The sequence below is a fragment of the Cellulomonas sp. ACRRI genome, assembly GCF_022346185.1.
Classification (GTDB): Bacteria; Actinomycetota; Actinomycetes; order Actinomycetales; family Cellulomonadaceae; genus Cellulomonas.
On record NZ_JAKRMS010000007.1, the window covers coordinates 18066 to 39261 of the forward strand.

Genomic DNA, 21196 nt, shown 5'->3' on the forward strand with positions numbered 1-21196 from the left:
TCGTTGTCCCGCTCACAGGGAGCGCCATGCGTCCCGCCACGCCACCTCGACGCGGCTCGTTCCGGTCACGTCCGTGCCGCCGTAGACCACCTCGTGCACACCCGGGGCCAGGCGCAGGTCCGACAGCCGCGTGGCCGGCGAGAGCATCCCCGACCACGGCGTCTCGTCCCCGCGGGTGACGAGCGCCCGGCGGCCGTCGATCACGAGCTGCTGGTCGTAGGCGAGGTTCCCCAGGACCTGGATCAGCACGCCGCCCACGCGAACCCACGGCCGGGATACGGGGCCGAAGAACCGCGCGGTCACGGGAGTCCTCGCGGTTCCGCCCACGACCGCGCCGCGCACCGTTTGGGCGCCCTCCGACGTCCACCGGAACGGTGGCGCCGTCGGGAACCGCAGCAGCGCCGACGATGCCGGCACGATGCCGAGCCCGACGCTCGACTCGGTGTCGGCGTAGTGCAGCGGGTCGGTCACGTCGAACGTCGCGAGCGCGGTCGCCGCGCCCCACCGAGCGAAGCGGCCGGAGTCGGTCTCGACGAACCGGCGCGGGCGGCCGTAGACGCGGCGCCACGCACCCTCGTGCTCGTAGCGCATCGGCACGAGGTCCACCGGCGAGGACACCGGCTCCCACGCCGCGGTGAGGGTTGCCATCCGCTGCCGGGCGGTCGCGTCGTCGTCACTGAACGTGGCTGCCTCGATCGTCCACGTCCGCGCCCCGAGCCGGTCGGCGCCCGGGATCACGCCGTCCGCCCCCGGCCGCTCGGTGTCGTCCGCCCGGACCGCGGTCTCCCCGGTCTCGAGGCTCGTGAGCAGGAACGGACGGCGATCGGGGTCGAGCTCGACGCCCCGGATCTCGATGCGCATCAGCCGCGGCCTCCGTACTTCCCAGACGCCGCGTGCCGGCGCATCGCCCAGAGCAGGTCCTCGGCCACCGACTCCGCCGTCGCGCCCTGGCTGAGCGCGATCTCCGCGGTGTACCGCGCGTCCCCGGGCGCGCCGGCCGTCAGCGGCACCAGGTCGGTGTTCACCGAGACCCGCGACGGCAGGTCGGCGGCCAGGCCCATCACCTCGCGTCGCACGTCGCGGCCACCGTCGCGTAGGCCGAGGCGCATGCCCTCGGTCGTGTCCTGCCCGATCCCGCGGAACACCCGGGACGGCGAGTGGATCCCGAGGATGTCCTTCGCGCCGTCGATTACCGACCCGACTGCGTCCTTCACGGCGGTCACCGCCGCGCCGACCGTGTCCTTGATGCCGCCGATCAGGCCGTTCAGCAGGTCCTTGCCGGCCTGGAACAGCAGCGGCACCATCCCGACGATCGTGCGGACCATCTCCGGCCCGAGTGCGACGAGCGCCCCGACGAGTTCCGGGAGGATGATCGGCAGCGCGTCGACGAGCCCGGTGAAGAGCTGGGTCGCCGCCTGGATCAGCGTCGGGATCATCCCGACCAGGGTGCTGACGAGCTGCGGCAGCATCCCGACGATCTGGGTGAGCAGCTGCGGGATCATCTGCAGCAGCCCGGTGATCAGGCTCGTGAACACCTGGATCGCCGTCACCAGCAGCGTCGGGATCATCTCCACCAGCGAGCTGATGATCTGCGGCAGCATGTTGACGATCGAGACCAGCAGGTTCGGGATCATCTCCATCACCGCGGTGATGAGCGTCGAGAAGAGCGTGAGCGCCGTCGTCAGCAGCGTCGGGATCATCATCAGCAGCGCGTTCAGCACCATCGGGAGCAGCCCGATGAGCGCGGTGATCACCTGCGGGATCGCCGTCACCAGGCCCATCACGATCTGCTGGAACAGGCTTAGCGCCGCGGTGAGCAGCTGGGGCAGCGCGGTGAGCAGCGTCGTGACGACCTGAGGGATCATCGCGATCAGCGCGGTGAGGACCTGCGGGACGATCGTGACCACGGCCTGCACGAGCTGCTGGAACAGCATGATCGCCGCGGACAGCAGTTGCGGGATCAGGGTCGGCAGCGCGCCGACGACCGTCTGCAGCAGCATCACGACGGAGCCGATCACCGACGGGATCGCGGCCGACAGCGCAGACACCACGGCCGGCACCACCTGCGACAGCGCGCCGATGATCATGGGGAGCGACCCCGAGATCGCGGTCAGGAGCCCCTGGACCAGCTGGACCGCGGCCGCGGCGATCACCGGGATGTTGCCGATGAGATTCGTCGCGAGGGTCGGGATCACCTGAGCGATCAGCGTGGGCAGGGTGCCGAGCAGGCTCGTCACCGCGCTGATCACCGTCGGGATGACCGACTGGAAGCCCGCGGCCAGAGTCGACGGGTCGACGGCGAGGAGCGCGCCGAGCGCGCCGACTGCGAGACCGATCGGCCCAGTAAGGCCAGAGAACAGGCCGCCGATCACCGGGATATTCGTCATCAGGCCACCGACGGATCCGGTGATGAGCCCGAGCACGGGCGCCAGCACCGCGGCGATGCCCCCGATGCTCGACGCCAGACCTGAGAAGTCGAAGCCCGCGACCATGTCCGCGAGACGGCCGGAGAGGTCCGCGATGACGGGGGCGAGGCGGTCCGCGAGAGCCGTGATCAGCGGGGTGACCCCCGCGGTCACAGCGTCGATCGCGGGGATCGCGTCGTTGAACACGCCCTTGAGCGAGGCCAGGGCCGGGGTCGCAACCTGTGCGCCGAACCGGCCGAGGGCCGAGCGGACGTTGGCGAGCGCACCAGTGAACGTCTCGCCGCCGGCGAGCGCGGCCCCGCCGAACCCCTCCTGCATTGCGGAGGCGAACGTGGCGAAGTCGATCTTGCCCTCGGAGACCATCTCCGAGACGGCCGCCGACGTCGTTCCCAGCTCGTCGGCCAGAAGTTGCAGCACCGGCACGCCGGACGACATCAGCTGAAGCATGTCGTCGCCTTGCAGCTTCCCGCGGGCGGCGACGGAGCCGAAGATCGTGCCGATGTCCGTGAGGCTGCGCCCGGAGATCTGCGCGGTGTCGGCGACGGTCTTCAAGACACCCTCGAGCTGGCTGCCCTGCTTCACCCCAGACGCGACCAAGCCCGCGGCCACCGTTGCGGCGTCTCCGAGCCCGAACGCGGTGCCCTTCACCGATGCCAGGGCGTCGTTCATGATCTGCGTGATCGAGCCCGCGTCGTGTCCCAGACCCTTGAGCTTGGCCTGGGCGTTCTCGATCGCCAGGGCGCGGGCAATGCCGCCCTGGAGCGCGATGGCGCCGATCGCGGTCGCGAGACCGACGGCGGTCGCAGTGGCGACCTTCAGCCCGGAGGAGATCGCGCCACCGAGCGAAGACCCGGCCCGCTTGCCCGTCTCGGTCGCCGCGGACTCGACTTCGCCGAGCTCCTTCTTGACGTCCTTCGCGACGCCTGCGGATTCGATCGCAAGGCTGAGGTACGCGACTCCGAGCTCGGTAGCCAACGCTCGCCACCCCCGTTCGGCTGTGTCGTGGCGAGGTGGAGAGCGGTACCGTCCCGGGCATGGGAAAGTCGAAGACCGATACCAAGCGCGTCACCCTCGACATCGCTCGGAAGAAGGGCGCGAAGGAACTCGTGCGGCTCCGCGAGGAGGGCTGGGAGGTCGTGTCCGAGCACAAGCGCGGGGCCTTCCAGTGGAAGCCCGGCCAGGTCGACTACGTCCTCACGCGCTCGCGCTAACGAACCGACCCCGCGCGTCGCGTTGAGGCATCGCCCGTCCGCGGGCGTCGATCTCCGGGACGGGCATGCGCTGCTCGGCGCGGATCTCGGCGTACCAAGCGTCGAACTCGGCGATCGTGTCGAATCCCTCGCCGGCGCCGATGACGTCGCGGTCGGTGGTCTCCGACCCGGCCACCCCCGGGCGCGGGAGCGGCTCAGGCGGGGGCTTGTGGCCCTTGAAGTTCGCGCGTTCGAACACCCACCGCAGGGCCCGGATCTCGTCGATCAGCAGCGCGGCGAGCATCTCGGGCAGGCCCCACAGGACGTTCGGGTCGATCGCCCGCCACAGGGCCGCGCCCGGCGACAGGTTCTCGATGTAGTCCAGCAGGACCGTGGGTCGGACAGTGCGCTCGGCGAGCACCTGGTCGAGGTCGAGGCCGTACTCGCGGCGCAGGTCCGCACGCAGGGGTCCTCGGTGGTTGACCAGGTACCCGACGAGCCTCAGGAGTTTGGGGCCGAGGTGCCCTTCAGCGCGTCGAACACCTCGTTGATGAGCGCGACGCCGGCGGCGATCCCGAGCGGGCCGTCAGCCTTGGCCGCGGCGATGAGTCGCTTCGCGCCGGCGATCCCGAGGAACCGGCTGAAGACGTCGATCAGGCGGGGCAGCGCCTCGGCGTCGGATGCGCCCTGGTCGATGGTCTGCATGTCGAAGAGCAGCTCGAAGTCGTCGAACCGCTCGGCGGGGATCGACAGGTCGACGCCGCGGACGGTCACCTCGAACGTCGACGCCTGCTCGGTTGCCTTCGGCTGGCGGTCCTTCGGCTTGCGGGGGGTGGTGGTCATGGGGGTGCGCCTCCTCATGGTGCGTCGCCTCGGATGTGACCCGCGGGGGCGGCGAGGCGGCGCGCGAACTCCGCCCCCGCGGGGGTCTGGCAGCGGTCAGGCGGTCGTGACGCCGTCGTCGCTGTACTCGTAGAAGTAGTTGCCGTTCTCGTCCTTGAAGAGGGTCAGCGTCACGGGGTACGCGATGACCTCGGAGTCGGAGAACGTCTGCGTGAAGTCCTCGGTCGTGACCTGCCCGCGCGGCACGACGATGCGGCGCAGGTGCCGCCCGTCCTTCAGGTCGAAGACCCACACGGACTCGTCGACGTCCTCGCCGGCGTAGGCGACCGCGATCTTCGTGCCCTCGCTCGCCGTGGCCGCCGTGATGGTGACCGCGTCCTCGCCCCAGATCGTCTTGGCGACCTCGCCGTTCGCCGCCTCGATGAGCGTGAACGTGAGCTGCACGCCGATCTCGGTCCGCGAGCGCTTCACCTCGTCGCCGCCCCAGGCGCGGATCGTCTCGTAGGCCTTGTTGATGGCCCGCTCGAGGCCGTCCTCGGCGGCGTAGCCCTGGCCGATGTAGCCGGACGTGAGCGCCGTGGACTCGCTGGTGGGCAGCGCCGTGCTGAGTGGCGCTCGGAAGATGGCGCCGTTCGGCTTCGGCCGGCCGGCGACGACGTTCTTGCTGTTGGTCACGATGACCCTCCCTCGGGGTGCGCCGCCTCAAGGGGTGGTGGTGCTGGCCTTCCGTCGCCGACGGGAGGGGTCGTGCTACGCGGTCGCGTCGGGCTCGGGGCCCGCGAGCGCCGCGAGGATCTGGTCCTTGGTCTTCGCGGTGCTGACGTCGACGTCGAGCTGCTCGGCGTGGGCGCGGAGTTGGGCGACGGTCCAGGACGCGTCGGGCTCGCCGGCGGGGGCGTCGTGCTGCTCCGTGGCTGCGGCGCCGGGGCGGGAGGGCGGCTGGTCGCACCAGCCCTGCTTGCGCCACTCGGCGGCCTTGGCCTTGCCGGTGACGGTCGTGGTGACGCCGGCGATGACGGGGTGGTGCAGGGTGACGGTCTCGGGTGCGGTCACGGGGTGCCTCCGGGCAGGGTCGCGTTGCGGGTGCGGATGATCGGGGTCATGACGTAGCGCGGGCTCCCGGCGGTGGGGTCCTCGAGGTAGACCGGGCCGCCGACCCACCCGCGCGGCCCCTGGGGGACGTGACCATCGGGGGTGTCCATCGCGCACATGAGCGCGTACACGATCCGCGCGAGCTCGGCGGCCGCGGCGCTGTCGGTGTCCCAGCACTCGATCGTGACTTGCGCGTCGGTGTGGGCGACGGACCGCGGCGTGGTGCCGGTCAGCGAGACACGCACGAACCGGGGCGGCCGCGGGCGCGGCACCCGGGTCGAGGCGCGCGCCGCGTCCCCTCGGGCCGTGAGCGCCGGGTTCAGGTAACCGATGGTGATCGCCTCGGCGTCCGGGGGGCCGGTGAGGTCCATCAGCCCTTCGCCTGCCCGAGCGCCCGCAGGAGCGTGTGGTTCTTCGCGTTGTCGCGCATCGCCTCGGTGGTCGTCGTCAGGACCGCCGCGCGGCCACGGACACGGCCGCCTGTCTCTTCGGCCATCCTCGCCTCGAAACCGTCTCCGGCGGCCGCGGCGATGTGCTCGGCGTAGGCGTCGAGCTCGTCCATCACGGCCGGCTCCGTGCGCAGGTCGGCGAACGCCCCGTTACGCCACTTCACGCGGATCTTCGCGCGGCGGGCCACGTCAGTCCTCCACGGACAGGTCGAGCACGGCGTGCAGCCGGCGGCCGATCTCGTCTTCGCGGTCGCCCTCGAAGCGCACCGCGCGGATGTCGACCGCGACCTCGACATCCCCGACGTGCACCAGCTGGCTGCCGACTTCGATGTACGCCGGGAGGGTGACCTTGCCGGTGCTCGCGATCGTCGCCATGTCAGCCCTCCACGCGCTTGAGGTTGATCCGTAGGCCGGCGGCCCACTGCCACGGGCCCTTCGTGTAGTCCTCGACGTGCCCCGACTGGCTGTACGGGACGCCCTCGATGACCCAGAGGTCCTTGTGGCTGCCTGGGGTGCCAGCGGGGGCGTACAGGTCGAGGTCGCGCTCCACGGCGTCGCGGGCGGAGTCCGACGGCGTCTTGTCCGCGGACGGCGGTGCCCACCCGTGCACGGCGAGCGTCGCGGGGGCGCCCCAGGTGTCGACTGGGTTGCCGTGCGCGTTCGTCGTTCCCGGGATGTAGGGCAGGCGCACGACGGTGTACGGGGTCGGCAGGCCCATCAGCCCACCTCGTAGATCGGGCGGCCGGCGATGTCCGCACCGCAAGAGCAGTAGGTAGCGCCGAACGCGAGGCTGCACCACGGGGCGTGCACAGCCGTCGAGACGCCGCCCATCGGGACGGTGAACGCGGTCTGCGCGCCGCAGCCGAGCAGCCGCTTCTCTGCCTTGGTGAGGTAGAGGTTGCCCATCGGGTTAGAGAACGTCAGGGACTTCGCGAACGGGCCGGCGGTCTGCTGCTCGGCGTTCACGCCCTCAGCCTCGGTCCCGACGATCATCGCCCGCTTGACCATCGCGCACGCGACCATCCGCGGGATGTCCGGGTCGAGCTCCGGCGCGGTAGCCGGAGGAACGGTCGTGATCTTCGCGTCGATCCCCGGGCACTCGACCCGGATCATCGCCGACGCGAACCGCAGGAGCATGGTCGCGCGGTTGGCCTCGTCTGAGGTGAGGGACCGCCACGACTGCGTCAGGTCCTCCGGTGTGGCGAACGACGTCGCAGCCATGGCGGTCCCTCCCCTCAGGCCTTCAGCGCGGCGATGATCGCGTTGACCTTGACCTTCAGCGCGTTCGCCAGGGTCACCGCCGAGGCCGCGTCGGTGGCGTCGGGCGTGGTCACGGGCGTCAGCGCGATGAGGCCGGCGGCCCCGGTGAGCTTGATCGGGGCGCCGGTGGCGTCGAAGAACGCCGTGGTCTCGAAGTCCTGCCCCCGCGCGGGGGCGGCCTGGGAGACGACCCGGACCTGCTTGGTGGACTGGCTCACTGGCCGGCCTCCTCGTCCTCGATGCCCTCGTCGTCGCTGTCGTCGTCCTCGTCCTCGGTGGACTCGGCGGCGGCCTCGGCGACGAGCGCCCGGATCTGCTTCTGCGTCGCGTCTTCGGGCACGTCGAGCCCGAGGACGTCGGTGGCGTGTGCGAACCACGCCTCGCGAGACGCGTTGCCCTTCGGCGCCTTGACCTCGCCGGAGTGCGAGTCGGAGCCGTCGGGGGTGCTGGTGCCGTGCTCGAACGGCTTCCAGTCCTTGTCGAGCCGGGACGCGGTGTCGTCGTCGACGTTCACGACGACACCGGTCCGGGAGTTGCGGAGACGAGGCATCAGGCCGTCGCGTCCTCGACGACCGCGAAGCGGTCCGCGAACACGTACCAGCCGTAGACGATCTCGAGGCGCAGGGCGATCTGGTTCTTGCGCTTGAGGTCGCCCTGGCCGTCGGGGTCGCCGTACTTGATCAGCTCGACCGGGATGTCGCGCTGCACACCCCAGCGGATGCCGGAGCGGAAGTCACCGACGATCGCGCGGACCTTGGTGTCGGCGGCCTCGGGACGGCCGGAGACGGTGTCTCCGACGGAGGCGGGAAGGCCCTGGAACGACGAGAGGTTCACCCCGAACCCGAGCTCGGGGAACTTCTTGCGCCCGTCGCCGAACCGCGCCGTCGCGAGGGTCCAGGCGTAGGACGGGTCGAGCGCGATACCCGTGACGGGCTTCTGAGCGCCGATGACCAGCCCGACGGCGGTCTCGATGTCCATGTCGGCCGCCGAGGTGGACGTGATCTCCACGCGCTTGGTCGTGGTGTTCAGGTAGTTCGTCCACCCGGAGATCGCCGTGCCGGTCAGCGGGTTGATCCGGTAGTACAGGCCGAGGTCGAGCGCGCGGGCGAGCGCGATCTTGCCGGCGTCAGCGAGCTCCTGCAGGACGCCGAGCTGGTAGTCCTCGTCGGCCCACTGGACCTCCTCGTTGAACCGCATGGTGACCTGCGCCTTGTGGGGCTCGGCGGTCACAGAGCCGAACGACCCGCCGCTCGAGCCCTTGTCGGCGCCCTGGCCGACGAACTCGGCCTTGGGGAAGTCGTTGAACGTGATGATGTCGACGTTGCCGAACCGCTGGGCCTCACGACCCGAGAGCGCGGCGATCGTCGACCCGGTCTTGGCGTCCTTGACCATGCCGTCCGCGATGTTGCGGGGCAGGTTCTTGAGGTCGCCGGTGCCGAAGACGGCCATGGTGATGTCCTTCCGGAAGGGTCAGTCGCTGCCGCCGCCGAAGAAGTCGCGCACGAACTCGCGGCTTTCGTTGGTGGCGCCTGCGGTGGGGTTGGGCTCGTCGCCCTGGTTGGGGATGACCGGCGCGGACTGCGCCGTCAGGAGCGGCTTGAGCTCTGCGAAGTGCGCCTCGAGCTCCTCACGCGTCGATCCGCGCAGGGCGGATGCCGGGACGGCGGAGTCCTTGACGATCTCCTTGGCCCAGTCGGCGACCTGCTGCTTGCCTTCGAAGGTCGCGACCTTGCCTTCGGCGGTCTCCGCGCGGGATACGGCTTCGGCGGTGGCCTGCTCGGCGGCGGCGATCTTCGTGTCCGCCTCGGCAGCCTTGTTCTTGAGGTCGTCGTAGTCCGCGAACTTCGCGCGCTCTCGCACGAGGCGGTCCTTGACGAGCTCGTCGAACGCGGCCTGCGAGTCGACGGTGATCGGGAACTCCATGTAGCTGCTCCTCTGCACCCCGATTGACCGCTCGGGTAGGCGTAAACCCGCTGGTGCGGGTGGTCTCAGTCGGACATCTCGTCCAGGAAGGCGCGCACGCGCGCGTTGTGCCGTTCGCGCTGCTCGGGGCTCATCCGCGAGGTCCGCTCGGACGCCACGTAGGCGCGGACGTCGACCTCCGGTGCGTCGCGGTCCCAGGAGGGCACCGCGGCGCATCCGCAGTCGCCGTGCGAAGCGAAGTGCGCGGTCGCCTCCTTGTAGACCCCGCCGCGGCCCGCGAGCATCCGGCAGAACTTGCAGGCGCCGGGTCGCGCGACCCGCTGCCAGCCGGATGCGGCGGGGTCGAGGTTCGCCGACCGGGCGATCGTGGCCCGGCCGGGGTACAGGGCGTACTTCGTGACCGCGAGGGTCAGGAAGTCCAGGGTTCCGGTCGGGGTGTCTGTGAAGAGGTGCTGGGCCCCGAACCGGACCTGCGACTCGACCAGAGCGTCCGCGACGGCATCGGCCATCTCGGCGCGGAACCGTCCGGGGACGCCCTCGGAGAACCGCATGTCGTCGTACCAGTCGGCCGCCACGCTCGCCGCGGTCTCGCCGTACTCGGTCACGAGCGACGGCATGAACCGCAGCAGCGCGTCCCGGGCTGCCTCTGGCCGGTTCAGGTCCAGGCTGTTCCAGAACGCCGTCAGGTCACGCTTGACCAGCGCCGCGATCCCGGCCTGCTGGGACCGGTACCGCGCGACTTCCTCCGCGGAGGGCACGGATCACTCCTCCGGCGTTGCGGCGGCCTGCTGGCCCGCAGCGATCAGCGCGGCGGTGCGTGCCCCTGTCTGCGCGCGACGCTTGTCCGCGAGCAGCCGCGTGATCTCGGCCTCGGTGAAGCCGGCGTACCGCAGGCCGTCCTCGGTCTCCCCGAGCCAGGGGAACACCGTCGCCAGCTTCACCAGCGCATCCGCGGCCGTGACCGGAGAGGTGAACGCCGGGTTGAGCCAGTTCGTCTGGATCGCACGCAGCTCGTCCGACGCCTCGGTCTTCCCGTCTCGGACGAGGACGACCTTGCGGGCGACCTGCCTCAGCGCTGCACCGAGGGTCTTGGTGGTCGCCCGGGCCTTGACGATCAGGTCCTTCTCCGCGGCGTACAGGGCCTCCGCCGACGGCGGGTTGTCCTGCACGATGCCCAGCGCCGACACCGGCAGCCCGGTCTCGCCCGAGAACTGCGAGGCGTACATCCGGTACTGGTCCATGAGCGGCTGCATCGTCATCTGCGCGAACTGCTGCACCGACGGCAGCTCGCCCTCCTCATCACGCGTGAGCGCGAACCAGCGGTCGATCGCCGCCTGCCACTTCCCACGCTTGAACGCGTCCTCGGCGACCCCGAGCGCGGCCATCCGCGGCACGGCGTAGAAGTCCGCGCCGATCTCGGTCCGCACGATGGTCGTCAGGGCGTGGTCGGTGATGTTCATGACCGCACGGCTGATCCGCGAGCGCCCGAACGGGCGGTCGAGCTGCGGGTCGTAGGCCAGGGGCTCGACCAGCACCTCCTGCAGCTGTGCAGCCCGCCGCTCGGCGACCCACGACCCGGAGGGGCGGCGGGCGCACAGCAGCACCAGGCCCGGCAGGTAGACGTCCATCGCCGTCGGGTTGCCGTTGTCGTCGGTAGCGGTGACGGCCAGGGCCGCGCTTACCGCGCGGCGCCGCTTGTCCCACAGGCCGGCCGACCACTCCGCGGAACGGGCCATGACGAGCACTTCGGGCTCGCCGGCCTGGGTGTCGCCGCGTGCGATCGTCATGAACGAGCACGAGTGCTTGTACGCCGACACGATCGCCTGCGGCAGGTCCAGGTCGAACCGATTGGCCTCGAGCAGCGGGGTGAGCCCGAACGGGTCCTGCGTCTGCCCAGGCGAGACGTACCCGTCGAAGACGGTGCGCTCGGCCAGGCCGCTGACGGACTTCTCCGGCCAGCCCAGCACAGCCTTGATGCGGTGGAAGGCCTCCGGCGGGATGTTGCCCGTCGGCTTCAGCGGCATCTTGCCGTCGTAGTACGTCGACCGCAGCAGGTTCCGCGGCTGCTTCGCGCGCCACGTCGCCACCAGGGACCGGATCGTGTCGAGCTCGGCGGCGGTCACGTTCGTCATGAACCGCGGCAGACCGTCGAGCACAGCCGAGGACGCAGTAGCGATCACCACTAGAGCACCACCGCCTTCCGCCCGGGTCGTCGCTTGCTGGTGCGTGCGCCCCACAGGGCCAGGGAGACCGCCTCGGTCGGGGTCTCGTCGCCGTCGTCGGTGGTCGCCTGCCAGCCCCAGGAGCCGCTCGTGCCGCGCGCCGTCTTGTTGCTGACCGCGATCGAGTCGTCGAGGGCCTTCTGCCCGGAAGTGGACAGGTGCGTCAGCGGCAGCGGCGTCCCGGGCAGCTCAGTGGCCGCCAGGCGCGCGGCGCGCACCGTGTCGAGGAGCATCGCGCAGGCGGTGAAGTAGTCCTGGGTCGTCGCGACGTGGATGCACCGGGCACTCACACCCCGCGAGCGCAGCGCCTCGACGAGGATCGACGCGCCGGCCTTGCCGGAGACCACGATCGTCGCCGTCTTCTGCCAGCGCTCAGCGAGCCAGTCAGCGAGCGGTCCAACACCGGAGTCAGTCGGGCCGCTGTACGCGCCGACGAGCTCGACGTGGACGCCATCGGCGTGCTTCATCGCGCCCGAGACCGCCACGCGGGTCCCGTCGGCCGAGTACGCGACACCGAACGACGGGGTGCCGTCCTGGGGCGGCCCCGTGACACCGAGGGCGTTCCACTCGGCGGCCGTGATGGTGCGCTGCGCCTCGTGATCGGACTTCCAGATGCCGAGGCGGTCCTGCCCGAAGCGGTCGGAGGAGTACGTCTCGCACTCGCCCTGGACCACCTCGTGGTTCAGCCGCGTGTTCCACGCCGGGTTCGCGGCCCAGCACACGTACTCAACCGCGGCTGACCAGCGGCGCGCCTCGAGGTCGGCCTTCGCGGCCGCGTACTCCGGGGAGTCCGGGTCGGCGCCCCACTCGCACCAGGCGGACGTGGTCGACTTGCCCTCGACCGCCGCCGCCCGGACCGACTCGAAGACCTCCGAGTCGTCCTCCTCCTGCGGTGCGGTACCCAGGAGCCACACCTGCGGGTTCGGCATCGCGGACATCGTCGAGTTGATCGACGTCCACGCCCGGGCACCGAGGATCTGCGCCTCGTCCAGCAGCAGGCAGTCCGACGAGAAGCCCTTGCCGCCTGCGCCCGATCGCGCCTTGAACTGGATCGTCGCGCCGTTCGTGAACTTCACGTGCTCGCGGTTCAGGGCGTTCATCACGGACTTCACGCGGGCGCGCAGCGACGCGTTCGCATCCGCCTCGATGATCTCCATCAGCTTCGCGAACGCCTCGCGCGCCGTGTCCTGCTGGTGCGCCGAGATCACGATCTTTCGCTCACCGAACAGCAGCGCACCAGAAAGGCCCCGCGCCACGAGCAGCTGCGACTTCCCGTTCTGCCGAGGGACGGTCACGCCCACTCGCTTCGCAGCCCATGTCCGGTCGCGGCGCTCACCCATCGCGGCCTGCAGGATCTGCTCCTGCCAACCATCCAGGCTCACCCCGAACGCCGCCGAGAGGTCGGCTACGTCCTCCCAGGAGTTAGCTCGTGCCCCCTGCGGCACGACCAGGGCGCGCGGTGGCGCCTCCCCGAGCAGCGCGACGGGCGGCGAGGTCGTCAAGCGGATCCCTCGCCTTCTCCGCAGTCTTGCCTGACAGGTCGGCCTTGCCGATCCCGAGCTGGGAGAGCAGACCCCGCAGAGCGTTCGCCTGCTGGCGGGCCTCGCCCAAGCAGTCGTCGAGGGTCACGGTGATCTCGTCGCCGGCTTCCGTCTTCGTCCGGAAGTGCATGAGCTCGATCCACTCGGACTTGCCGGTCACGATCCCGTCGATCTGGTCGAGGCGGTCCATGATTCGGCAGGCCTCTACCACCAGGGCGGCGACCGCGGGGTCCGCGGCCGAAGCCTGCTCCATGTGCGCGCGGAACCGCTCAGCGGACGTCGTCACGGCCGGCCTCCCTACATGCGGTCGAGGGTCACCCTGATGAAGCGTTCGCGGGTGTACCGCTCGACGCTCAGGCCGTTGACCGTGCGCTTCCACCCGGGCTGCTCGTCGGCCTCGACGAACACGTGCGCGCCGGTGCCGGACGAGGATCGCTCAACCAGCAGGACCCGCTCGGGCACCGCGACGACGAACGCCCACACCTGCTCGTCCGAACAGTGGTCCAGGTCGTAGCAGCCGAGACCTCCGCCGAGCATCACCCCGACGCCGTCACCAGCGGTGGACCGCCGGACTTCGGCGAGCGTTGCCCACGTCCAAGCCTTCGTGCTCGAGGCCCACTGGCCGTCACAGCGGATCGGGCGCTTCCCGTCTGCGCGGACCCACCGCCGGCCCCGCATCTCCGCAGGGACCTCGCGACCTCGGTATGCCCGCTGCCGACATGCCGACGAGCAGTACGACCGAGGACGCCCCGGACCCGCGAGCGTCGGCAGCTCGACTCCGCACGGGCACGTCCTCATGCGGCCCAGTCTAGCGTTACGAAACCCCCATCGCCACCAGGCACGACGTTCCGAACCGACCGAACCGATCGGCGAATCCGCAGGTCAGCGCTCTGTGTGTGAAAGGGCGCTATGCCTACGGGGGCGCCTTGTGGGTGGGGGGAGGGGGTGGTCCCCCCCCGTCGGCCACGGGTTGCCCGGGTGGGTGTTGTCGTCACCAGATGTCGGAGGCGATGACAGGGGTCGTCGATGTTGTCTTGGGTGTTCGTCGTCCGTCGCCCCGTTGCTGGTTGCACCAGCGGTGGAGGAGTCGGGTGTTGTCGTGGCTGGTTGGTGAGCCGCCGCGGCTGATGGGGATGATCTCGTCGACGACGGGGAAGCGGTCGTCGAGGTGGTGGAGCGTGCGGTCGAAGGGTTCGCTCGGCCACGGGCAGGCGGGCCACGCGCAGGTGCCGCCTTGGGCGAGGAGGGTGGCGCGGCGTTGCCGGCGTCGGTGCCCGTTGGCGTAGCGCGGGTTCCGTGCCACGTCGGTCACCTCCCGCTGGGGTGGGTACCCCTGGGGGTGAGTCCGGGCTGGGGGTGGTGGGTGACCATGGCGTCGAAGACGTCCCCGGGGTCCCAGCCGCCCCACCAAACCCAGATGTCGCCGTGCTCGCCTGGCATGGTCGATTCGCCCCCCAGACCTCGGCCATGGCGCCACTTTGTGGCGATGGAACCCGTCTCGGCTGACCTGAAGTCCCTGCGCATGGTTGTGAGCTCCGTCGCTGGCGCGACCGGCCCTGAGGTGTTCGGAGGCTCCAAGGATGGGTCGATCGAGCCGTTCATGGTGATTGCTCAGTTCGGCGTCTCATCGGTCCAGACCGCAGCGACCGGTACGGCTGAGGAGATCATCAACTTGGGGTTGACCAAGGAGCAGGCGTTGGCCATCGCCCAGCAGCTGAGGGCTGCTGCGGCGCTCATCAAGGAGTAACGAGGAAGGCCCGGCGCTCGCGGTGTCTCACCGTGTGCGTCGGGCCTTGGGTACACGTCACCCGTTGATCCGGTGACAGCCAGAATCTAGCACCCGGTGTGCCGCTCGGTCCAGGTACGACACACCGGGGCGCTGGGCCTCAGGCGACCTCTGGCGCGGGGTTGAGCTTTGTGGCGATGTCGCCGAGGCGGTACAGCGGCTTGCCGTGCGGATCAGTGCCGTGCTCGGGCATCTGTCGGGGGTGGCCGGCGTCAGCGCGGCCGCGGTCGCGCTTGAGCCAGACGTTGAAGGTGTTCCGCTTGAGGTCCGGGAGGATCCGGCGGGCGTCGTCGAGGGTGACGAGGGTGTCGGGGTTCGTGGTGGGCAGGTCGTGGAACGTGGCGCGCAGGGCGCGGGCGAAGTGCGCGTGGCTGGGCCAGGTGGTGTGGCAGCGGGTGCAGGTGTGGGTGTCGTCGAGGCCGGCGTTGGTCCACTTCTGGACGACGGTGCCGCCGCATTCGGGGCAGGGGACCTCGGAGCGGACGGGTGCCTTGGATGCGCCGGTGAGGAACCGCAGGCGGCCGATGAGGTCGCGGAGGTCGGCGCGGTAGTCGGTCCAGGTGTCGGCGTGCTGGGCGGCCCAGGCGGTGTTCGCGGCGAGGTACTCGACGGTGTCGTTGAGGGCGGTGGTCTGCGGGTCGGGCTGCTGCTGGGCGTCGCGCCAGGCCTCTTCCCAGAACGTGAGCACGGCGCGGACGGACGGGGGGTCGCGGCGCTCTGCGTCGAGGAGGGCGGGGTCGATGGTGGTCTCGCCGCGGCCGAGGCGGGTCTTGTCGGCGGTTCCGCCGGCGGCCATGACCATGGCGGCACCGCCGAGGATGGTCGTGTCGTTCGCGCGTCGGGGTTCGCCGGCGCCGAAGCGGGTGTCGTAGCGGATGGCGTGGAGGCCGGCGGCTGCGGCGATGACGTCGGGCAGGAGCTGGTAGAGGTCGCGGATCTCGCGGATGTCGTTGCGGGCGCGGGACACGCAGTGGTCGCAGACGCGGCCGTGGGTGTCGAGGATGCGGTGGCAGGTGGCGCACTGGGTGGCGGTGGCCGGGCAGATGGCGCACGCCCATGTGCGGGGGGTGTCGTCGGGCTGGGTGGTCTCGGTCCAGTCATGCTGGTGGTCGGTGGTGCTGGTCACGGGTGGTGCCTCTCGTTGGCGGGGACGAGGACGGGCGGGGTGGTCATGCGGCTGGGTAGTGCGGGGTCCACTGGCGGACGACTGCGGTGCGTTCGTCGGACCAGGGCCAGTCGCCGCCGCGGACGAGCTTCTCGGGCCAGGCTCGTTCGTCTCGGTCCCCTCGCCAGCGGACGAGGTTGGCGGTCTTGCGGCTGAGGTCGCTGGGGTCCATGGCGATGCCGAACCCGAACTCGGGCCAGCCCATGAGGGCGGAGCTGCCGCGTGGCCGGAGGTCTCGGTCACCGCCCTTGTTGGTGGCGTGGCCGGCGTGCGCTTCCATGACGAGGGCGAGGCCGCGGGCGCGGAGTGAGTCGAGGGCGGCGATCATCGGGGCGGCGTCGTCGTCGGAGTTGATGGCCCGGGGGATGAGTCGGTAGAGCGGCCCGATGACGAGGAGGTCGGGCTCGTGCTCGTCGACGAGGTGGTGGACGGCGCCGAGGTCCTTCTCGGTAGTGATGTCCATACGGGGCACGCAGGCGAGCTGGACGGTCCGGGCGGGGTCCTCGGACCCGGCGAGACGGGCCTTGGTGACGAGGGGTCGGGTGGCTCGCCGCCACTGCTTCTCCGTGTTCTCAGTGTCGACGACGAGGACCTTGATCGGGTCGATCGGGCGCCCGGTCATCGGGTGGAGGCCTGCGGCGGCCATGACAGCGATCTGCCGGACGAACGTGGACTTCCCGGCGCCCTCGCCGCCGGTGAGGACGACCCGGTCCATCCGCTCGAGGAGGTCTGGGATGAGCCAGTCGTAGGCGTCGGACCCGTCCAGCACCTCGCCGAGCGGCTTGGCCTCCATCGGGGCGGACACAGAGCCTCGGACGGCGTCCCACTCGCGGCGGACGAGGCTCATGACCTCGTCGAGGTTCCCCCACCCGTCGGCGAGCTGGACGGCATGCAGACCGAGCGCGGTCAGGCGCCGTCGGATGCCGCCTTCGCGCACCATGCGAGCCCAGTACCCGACGTTGGCGGTGACCGGGGTCTCGGTGACGAGCTGGTGCAGGTACAGGAAGTCAACGCCGGGGATCCCGCGCTCGGCCGCTGCGTCGCCGACGGAGATGGCGTCGACACCGGTCCCGGCTGAACGCAGGCCGACCATCAGCGACCAGACCTTGCCGAGCCTCGGGTCCTCGAAGTCGTCCCCGCTGATTTGCTCCTCAAGCGCGAACCGGATGCTGTCGGGGTTCTGCAGGCCGGCGCCGATGACCGACCGCTCCGCCTCGGTGACCCGGCTCACCTGTCACCGCCGAGAACCCGGTCGGTGGCGAAGCGGGTGGCCTCGGCGAGGGTCGCGCCCTGCCGCATGGCGCTCTCGGCCAGCGACTTCCACGTGATGTCGCCGCCCACCTCGATGACCGACTGGGGTACCCGCCGCGCGATCTCCGGCTTGGCGCGCTCGGTGCGCTCGTGGTGGACGACGGCCACGGCCTCACGGATGTCTCCGGGGGTGACCCAGCGCTCGCGGGAGGTGCGGGTGGCGACCACCTTCCGGACCGCCGCCTGGACGTCGTCGTGGCGCAGGTCGTCGAGGGCGAGGAGCCACACCTCGGCCTGCCCCTCGATCAGTCCGAGGAGGCCAGCGGTGCTGAGGGTGTGGATGGCCTGCTGGGTCTGCTGCTGGTTCACTTCGTGTCTCCGTTCTTGGTCGCCTCGCGGGCCTCGTCGGCGAGGCGGGCCTTCTCCATCTCGCGGGCCATGAGGTCGGCCCTGCGGTCGGCTGGGCGCCCGGTCTTCGTGCGTTCGGCGGCTGCCTGGGCCTGAAGCCGGTCGTACTGCTGCCGGAGCTTCGACATCGACCGGATGTTCAGCCGCCAGAACTCGTGGTCGGTCGCCCACGTGATCGCGGAGCGGACCTGGTCGACGGTTCGCCCGTCCCGGTCCAGGAGGAGCCGGGCGGCGCTCCGGTTCGCCTTCGTCCTGGCTGGCTTCTTGAAGCCGTTCTCCTGGACTCGCTCGTCGAGGAAGTCGAGGAGATCTAGGACCTCGGGCCGGGGGTCGTCGTCGACATCGGGTCGGGATGTCGCGTCAGCGACTTCCGACGAGTGTTCTTCCTCTTTCTCTCCTTCTCTCTCTTCTTCTTCCTCTCCTTCTACCCATCCGGAGCTACTAGCACTCACATGGCTACTTACGTCCGCACACAGGGGGCAGTCGGGGTCGAACTCGCCTCGATCCCGGTGCCAACGGTTGTGAGCCGCGGTGGTGCCTCCACGGCTCTGCGCGCCGGTGGCCTGCGTGTTCAGGCCGTTCCACTTCTCCCAGGACCGGATCTGCCACCCGTCGTGGGTGGTGATCCATAGCCCTTCTCGCACGAGCGCCTGGGCCGCCTCGCGCGGTCGTCGGAGTCCCGCTCCGACGCTCCTGAGGTCGAACTCCGTCACGGCTCCGTCCGTCTTGTGCACTCTCGCGTGCGCCAGAGCGCGGATGAACAGCAGCTCTGCGTTCGCGCCGGCGCCTCGGAGGCGGGGGTCGCGTTGGAAGTGGACGTGCAGAGGGACGAACTCCCCGGGAATCTTGCGGGCTGTCACGGCTGCCCTCCATCGCTGAGGGTGCGATTTCCTCCGCGCAGGTATCCCGGACGGTGCGACGATGGGCGAATGGTCGACCGGGCTGAGGACCAGCGAGACGCGCTCAGGGTGTACAGCGCGGTGATGGTGTGGACATGGTCGTTCCTGGCTGCGGTCTGGCTCGTGGTCGCTGCGGTCGGCGGCGGAGTGACGCGCTGGATATTCGCCGTCGTGTGGACGGCGATCGCCGTCGCTGGATGGATCTTGCGGAGGGCCCTGCGCGCGCGAGGACGCATCTGATCAGACGGCGAGGTCGCCATGCTGATTCCTTCCTGATTGGTCCGCCGGGGTGGGCGGTGGCGGGTCAGCCCACCCCGGCGGGGCTCGTGGGTTAGTCGCGGATCCAGCGGCGGGGGCCGAGGCGTGTGCTGCCGTCGGGCTCGGCGTACTCGCCCTGGTGGCGCATGGTCTTGCCGACGCGGCCGGCGTGGACCCGGATGAGGCATCCGTGGGCGTGGACGTAGTGCCAGCGGTGTCCGCGCCATCCCGGCTGGTCGGTGTCGGCTGTGCACCAGTCGGGGCACGCGGTGGGCCGAGGCCGGCTGAGCATGGAGTCGATGAGCCGGTCGGTGGGTCGGTTGTTGCACAGCTCGGCGCCGAGTTCGTGCAGTTGCTCGGCGGTGAAGGTCCCGGCGGTGGTGAGCGTGAGCTTGATCGGCCCTTCGGACTCGGTCCACTCGGCGCGCGTGCGAGAGGCACGGAGCGTGACGCCCGTGATGACCTCGACGGCTCTCGTCGTGTGCGCCACGAGGCGTTCCGGCGACGTGGCTACGGCTTCGCACGCGCTGGCGTCGCACCAATCGAAGTGCTCTTCGGATATCACGGACCCACCGCCTCCGCGGCTGCGACGATCGCCAGGACCGCGGCCGCGAGCTCGTGCTCGGTGCCGTTGCCGAAGGCGCGCTCGACCGCATCCAGGAGACCGTCGTCTTCGGTGATGTGCCGGTCGATCACCTTCGCGGCGGAATGCGGCCCGGCGGATGCTCTGGGGCTCGTCGCCGAGATCCAAGCCGGGACACGTGTCGTCTTCGTCGGCCTCTCCCACCGGCGGCTCGGTGATCACGTCCCACTCGATGACCTCGTCGTCGGGGTGTCGCCAGTTCGCGAACCACGAGACGTCGCCGACGAGCATCTGCGCGACCAGGCGTCGTTCGTCGCGGCTCGTGGTCTCGGCGAGTGCACGGTCGATCGCGTCGGCGGCGGTCGCGCGGAGCTGCCACTGCCGCAGCGCGGGGTCCGCCAGTGCGCACGAGGGGCAGACGGGCCGGTCGTGCTCGGCCGGCCAGACCACGTACCAGGTACGTGCGAGGAAGTTGGCCGCGCACCGGGTGCACGACTTCTGCTCCGGGCCGCTGACGGCGAGGGGAGCGACGACGACGGTCGGGGCGTTGGTCTGCCGGAGCTGGATCACTGGGGCGTTGGTGTCGGTGCTCATCCGAGCTCTCCGTTCCCGTAGAGGACCGTCAGGGCGGCGCGGTACGTGTCGAGGTCGGCCTGCGTGAAGCGCTCGCGGATGTCGCGATGCGCTGTGCGCGGGTCCGTGATGCCGTACTTCTGCATGAGTTCCGTGATCACGTCGTGGGCACGGCGGTCGACGTCATCGCTGGTCTGTCCGTCGATGCTCATGCGGTGGCCTCGGTGCTCGGCAGCGCGTAGATGCCGTGCTCTAGCCGGACGACGACTCCCCGACGGGCCATCCCGGACAGGACGCTCGTGACCGAGCTGTACCGTGCCTCGGGCACCGCATCTGCGACGTCGCGAGGACGGAACCGGGGGATCCGACGGGCGACCTCGTGGACGGCGTCGGCGATGTAGCTCGGGTCCCGTCCCATGCTCGACTGCGTCGCTCCGGCCAGAGCGAACCTGGCGACGCGGCCGCGTCCCGTGCCGCGCACCGTCCTAACGATCCGGCCCTGGCCGGCCATCTGGCGGAGGACCTCGCTGACCGTGGCCCGCTTTGCGGTGGGCACGGTGGCGAGGACGTCATCGGCCGTGAACTCGGTCATCGTGTTCGCGACCTGGAGAACTGCTCCGCGGATGTCGTGATCACCGGGGTTCGGCCCCTGGTGGTGGCTGACGAGGGGCCGTGCTTCTACCTCGCGCCACGGCGCTGCCTCGAGGACGGCGTCGAGCGATGCCGTCATGGCCGCTCGTCGGGCAGAACCCTCTCGCCCGTACACGCTCTTGTAGTGACCCCGGGCCTCCAGTTGCAGCGCCTTGCGGAGGAACCCGTACCACGCGGCGTTGGGGTCCTCTGGATCAGCCGCGTTCTGGTAGGCGGCGACGTACCGCTGTGCCACCGAGACGGAGACGGAGGTGAGGTAGGACTCGAGGTCGTCGTTCAGCAGGTTGTCGTGCCCATGGGCGCGTCGCGCCTCGTGGGCAATGATCTCGACCACGTGCCTGTCGTCGAGAAGGGTGCGCCAGTCTCGTCTCTGGGAGGCTGCCGGACGGTCCAGTACAATCGTCACGTTCTTGCTCCTATGGGGGGTGGGAGCCACGGCGCCGGCGAGTTGCAGCTCGCGCGGCGCCTTCTGCATCTGCAGACGGGCGTTCATCAGGCGTCCGGCAGCGAGTCGAGCCAGGACGCAAGGTCCCGGACCAGGACCACGCGCCGGCCGCGGGAGTCGCGCTTGGCGCGCAGCGGCGGCGGGAACGCCTGCGGGTCGGTCGCTTTGGTCGCGCGGTCGAGGGTGTCCTCGCTGAACGGGACCAGCTCGGTGGCCTCCTTGAGAGTCACC

31 protein-coding genes are annotated in these 21196 nt (G+C 70.5%); 2 read left to right on the forward strand and 29 right to left on the reverse strand.

All coding sequences use genetic code 11. The features are described from left to right. Window positions 1–12: 12 nt before the first annotated feature. Both MHY85_RS03085 and MHY85_RS03090 read right to left on the reverse strand, forming a co-directional pair. Window positions 13–861 carry a phage tail family protein gene (locus MHY85_RS03085; RefSeq protein ID WP_239193066.1) on the reverse strand — a complete coding sequence of 283 codons (849 nt, stop codon included), beginning with the start codon at window positions 859–861 and terminating at the stop codon, window positions 13–15. Beyond that, window positions 861–3401: a tape measure protein gene (locus MHY85_RS03090; RefSeq protein WP_239193068.1), complete on the reverse strand. Its 2541-nt coding sequence runs from the start codon at window positions 3399–3401 to the stop codon at window positions 861–863. The genes MHY85_RS03085 and MHY85_RS03090 overlap by 1 nt, the downstream gene beginning before the upstream one ends. Before the next feature lie 59 nt (window positions 3402–3460). Here MHY85_RS03090 and MHY85_RS03095 point away from each other — a divergent pair, with 59 nt between their 5' ends. After that, complete coding sequence (locus MHY85_RS03095) at window positions 3461–3637, forward strand: hypothetical protein (RefSeq protein WP_239193070.1); 177 nt, start codon at window positions 3461–3463, stop codon at window positions 3635–3637. On the opposite strand, the gene MHY85_RS03100 is transcribed toward MHY85_RS03095, so the two are convergent. From MHY85_RS03100 to MHY85_RS03190, 19 genes are all read right to left on the reverse strand, one after another. Next, window positions 3621–4037, reverse strand: a complete 417-nt coding sequence (locus tag MHY85_RS03100) for a hypothetical protein (RefSeq protein WP_239193072.1) — start codon at window positions 4035–4037, stop codon at window positions 3621–3623. The two genes, MHY85_RS03095 and MHY85_RS03100, sit on opposite strands and share 17 nt — an antisense overlap. Window positions 4038–4117: 80 nt before the next feature. Next, window positions 4118–4459 carry a hypothetical protein gene (locus MHY85_RS03105; RefSeq protein WP_239193074.1) on the reverse strand — a complete coding sequence of 114 codons (342 nt, stop codon included), beginning with the start codon at window positions 4457–4459 and terminating at the stop codon, window positions 4118–4120. A gap of 96 nt (window positions 4460–4555) precedes the next feature. Continuing rightward, window positions 4556–5134 (reverse strand): hypothetical protein, encoded by a 579-nt coding sequence (locus MHY85_RS03110; protein ID WP_239193076.1) that lies wholly within the window; start codon window positions 5132–5134, stop codon window positions 4556–4558. 75 nt (window positions 5135–5209) lie between these two features. After that, on the reverse strand, window positions 5210–5512 hold the full coding sequence (locus MHY85_RS03115) for a hypothetical protein (protein WP_239193078.1): 303 nt from the start codon (window positions 5510–5512) through the stop codon (window positions 5210–5212). Then, the gene (locus tag MHY85_RS03120; protein WP_239193079.1) at window positions 5509–5922 is read right to left on the reverse strand and encodes a hypothetical protein; all 414 of its coding nucleotides are present in this window, start codon (window positions 5920–5922) and stop codon (window positions 5509–5511) included. Before MHY85_RS03120 ends, MHY85_RS03115 begins: the two co-directional genes overlap by 4 nt. Next, the gene (locus tag MHY85_RS03125) at window positions 5922–6188 is read right to left on the reverse strand and encodes a hypothetical protein (protein ID WP_239193080.1); all 267 of its coding nucleotides are present in this window, start codon (window positions 6186–6188) and stop codon (window positions 5922–5924) included. The genes MHY85_RS03120 and MHY85_RS03125 overlap by 1 nt, the downstream gene beginning before the upstream one ends. Before the next feature lies 1 nt (window position 6189). Further along, window positions 6190–6375 carry a hypothetical protein gene (locus MHY85_RS03130; protein ID WP_239193081.1) on the reverse strand — a complete coding sequence of 62 codons (186 nt, stop codon included), beginning with the start codon at window positions 6373–6375 and terminating at the stop codon, window positions 6190–6192. A gap of 1 nt (window position 6376) precedes the next feature. Further along, window positions 6377–6718: a hypothetical protein gene (locus MHY85_RS03135; protein WP_239193083.1), complete on the reverse strand. Its 342-nt coding sequence runs from the start codon at window positions 6716–6718 to the stop codon at window positions 6377–6379. After that, window positions 6718–7221 carry a Gp19/Gp15/Gp42 family protein gene (locus tag MHY85_RS03140; protein WP_239193085.1) on the reverse strand — a complete coding sequence of 168 codons (504 nt, stop codon included), beginning with the start codon at window positions 7219–7221 and terminating at the stop codon, window positions 6718–6720. The genes MHY85_RS03135 and MHY85_RS03140 overlap by 1 nt, the downstream gene beginning before the upstream one ends. Before the next feature lie 14 nt (window positions 7222–7235). After that, window positions 7236–7478 carry a hypothetical protein gene (locus MHY85_RS03145; protein WP_239193087.1) on the reverse strand — a complete coding sequence of 81 codons (243 nt, stop codon included), beginning with the start codon at window positions 7476–7478 and terminating at the stop codon, window positions 7236–7238. After that, a complete protein-coding gene (locus MHY85_RS03150) occupies window positions 7475–7810 on the reverse strand; it encodes a hypothetical protein (protein WP_239193089.1) in 336 nt (111 codons plus the stop codon). The genes MHY85_RS03145 and MHY85_RS03150 overlap by 4 nt, the downstream gene beginning before the upstream one ends. Beyond that, the gene (locus MHY85_RS03155; protein ID WP_239193091.1) at window positions 7810–8709 is read right to left on the reverse strand and encodes a major capsid protein; all 900 of its coding nucleotides are present in this window, start codon (window positions 8707–8709) and stop codon (window positions 7810–7812) included. The genes MHY85_RS03150 and MHY85_RS03155 overlap by 1 nt, the downstream gene beginning before the upstream one ends. A 21-nt stretch (window positions 8710–8730) precedes the next feature. Continuing rightward, window positions 8731–9183 carry a hypothetical protein gene (locus MHY85_RS03160; RefSeq protein ID WP_239193093.1) on the reverse strand — a complete coding sequence of 151 codons (453 nt, stop codon included), beginning with the start codon at window positions 9181–9183 and terminating at the stop codon, window positions 8731–8733. Between the two features lie 65 nt (window positions 9184–9248). Further along, complete coding sequence (locus tag MHY85_RS03165; protein ID WP_239193095.1) at window positions 9249–9941, reverse strand: hypothetical protein; 693 nt, start codon at window positions 9939–9941, stop codon at window positions 9249–9251. A 3-nt stretch (window positions 9942–9944) separates the two neighbouring features. After that, entirely contained in the window at window positions 9945–11315 is a 1371-nt protein-coding gene (locus MHY85_RS03170) for a phage portal protein (RefSeq protein ID WP_239193097.1), read from the reverse strand. A gap of 50 nt (window positions 11316–11365) precedes the next feature. Then, a complete protein-coding gene (locus tag MHY85_RS03175; protein ID WP_239193099.1) occupies window positions 11366–12907 on the reverse strand; it encodes a terminase large subunit domain-containing protein in 1542 nt (513 codons plus the stop codon). Continuing rightward, window positions 12828–13232 (reverse strand): hypothetical protein, encoded by a 405-nt coding sequence (locus MHY85_RS03180; protein WP_239193101.1) that lies wholly within the window; start codon window positions 13230–13232, stop codon window positions 12828–12830. Before MHY85_RS03180 ends, MHY85_RS03175 begins: the two co-directional genes overlap by 80 nt. Window positions 13233–13243: 11 nt before the next feature. After that, a complete protein-coding gene (locus MHY85_RS03185; RefSeq protein WP_239193103.1) occupies window positions 13244–13483 on the reverse strand; it encodes a hypothetical protein in 240 nt (79 codons plus the stop codon). Between the two features lie 454 nt (window positions 13484–13937). Further along, a complete protein-coding gene (locus MHY85_RS03190) occupies window positions 13938–14258 on the reverse strand; it encodes an HNH endonuclease (RefSeq protein WP_239193105.1) in 321 nt (106 codons plus the stop codon). Between the two features lie 174 nt (window positions 14259–14432). Between MHY85_RS03190 and MHY85_RS03195 the strand changes: the two genes are divergently transcribed. Next, on the forward strand, window positions 14433–14693 hold the full coding sequence (locus MHY85_RS03195) for a hypothetical protein (protein ID WP_239193107.1): 261 nt from the start codon (window positions 14433–14435) through the stop codon (window positions 14691–14693). Between the two features lie 139 nt (window positions 14694–14832). Here MHY85_RS03195 and MHY85_RS03200 read toward each other — a convergent pair whose 3' ends face one another. The 8 genes from MHY85_RS03200 to MHY85_RS03235 form a co-directional block, all read right to left on the reverse strand. Then, window positions 14833–15858, reverse strand: a complete 1026-nt coding sequence (locus MHY85_RS03200) for a hypothetical protein (protein WP_239193115.1) — start codon at window positions 15856–15858, stop codon at window positions 14833–14835. A 43-nt stretch (window positions 15859–15901) separates the two neighbouring features. Then, complete coding sequence (locus tag MHY85_RS21730; protein ID WP_239193117.1) at window positions 15902–17128, reverse strand: AAA family ATPase; 1227 nt, start codon at window positions 17126–17128, stop codon at window positions 15902–15904. Continuing rightward, window positions 17125–17517 (reverse strand): hypothetical protein, encoded by a 393-nt coding sequence (locus MHY85_RS03210; protein WP_239193119.1) that lies wholly within the window; start codon window positions 17515–17517, stop codon window positions 17125–17127. Before MHY85_RS03210 ends, MHY85_RS21730 begins: the two co-directional genes overlap by 4 nt. Beyond that, entirely contained in the window at window positions 17514–18416 is a 903-nt protein-coding gene (locus tag MHY85_RS03215) for a hypothetical protein (protein ID WP_239193121.1), read from the reverse strand. Before MHY85_RS03215 ends, MHY85_RS03210 begins: the two co-directional genes overlap by 4 nt. A 370-nt stretch (window positions 18417–18786) precedes the next feature. Continuing rightward, window positions 18787–19890: a hypothetical protein gene (locus MHY85_RS03220; RefSeq protein ID WP_239193123.1), complete on the reverse strand. Its 1104-nt coding sequence runs from the start codon at window positions 19888–19890 to the stop codon at window positions 18787–18789. Next, a complete protein-coding gene (locus tag MHY85_RS03225) occupies window positions 19887–20081 on the reverse strand; it encodes a hypothetical protein (RefSeq protein ID WP_239193125.1) in 195 nt (64 codons plus the stop codon). Before MHY85_RS03225 ends, MHY85_RS03220 begins: the two co-directional genes overlap by 4 nt. Further along, window positions 20078–21013 (reverse strand): hypothetical protein, encoded by a 936-nt coding sequence (locus MHY85_RS03230; RefSeq protein WP_239193127.1) that lies wholly within the window; start codon window positions 21011–21013, stop codon window positions 20078–20080. Before MHY85_RS03230 ends, MHY85_RS03225 begins: the two co-directional genes overlap by 4 nt. After that, window positions 21013–21195, reverse strand: a complete 183-nt coding sequence (locus MHY85_RS03235) for a hypothetical protein (RefSeq protein ID WP_239193128.1) — start codon at window positions 21193–21195, stop codon at window positions 21013–21015. Before MHY85_RS03235 ends, MHY85_RS03230 begins: the two co-directional genes overlap by 1 nt. Window position 21196: the final 1 nt, after the last annotated feature.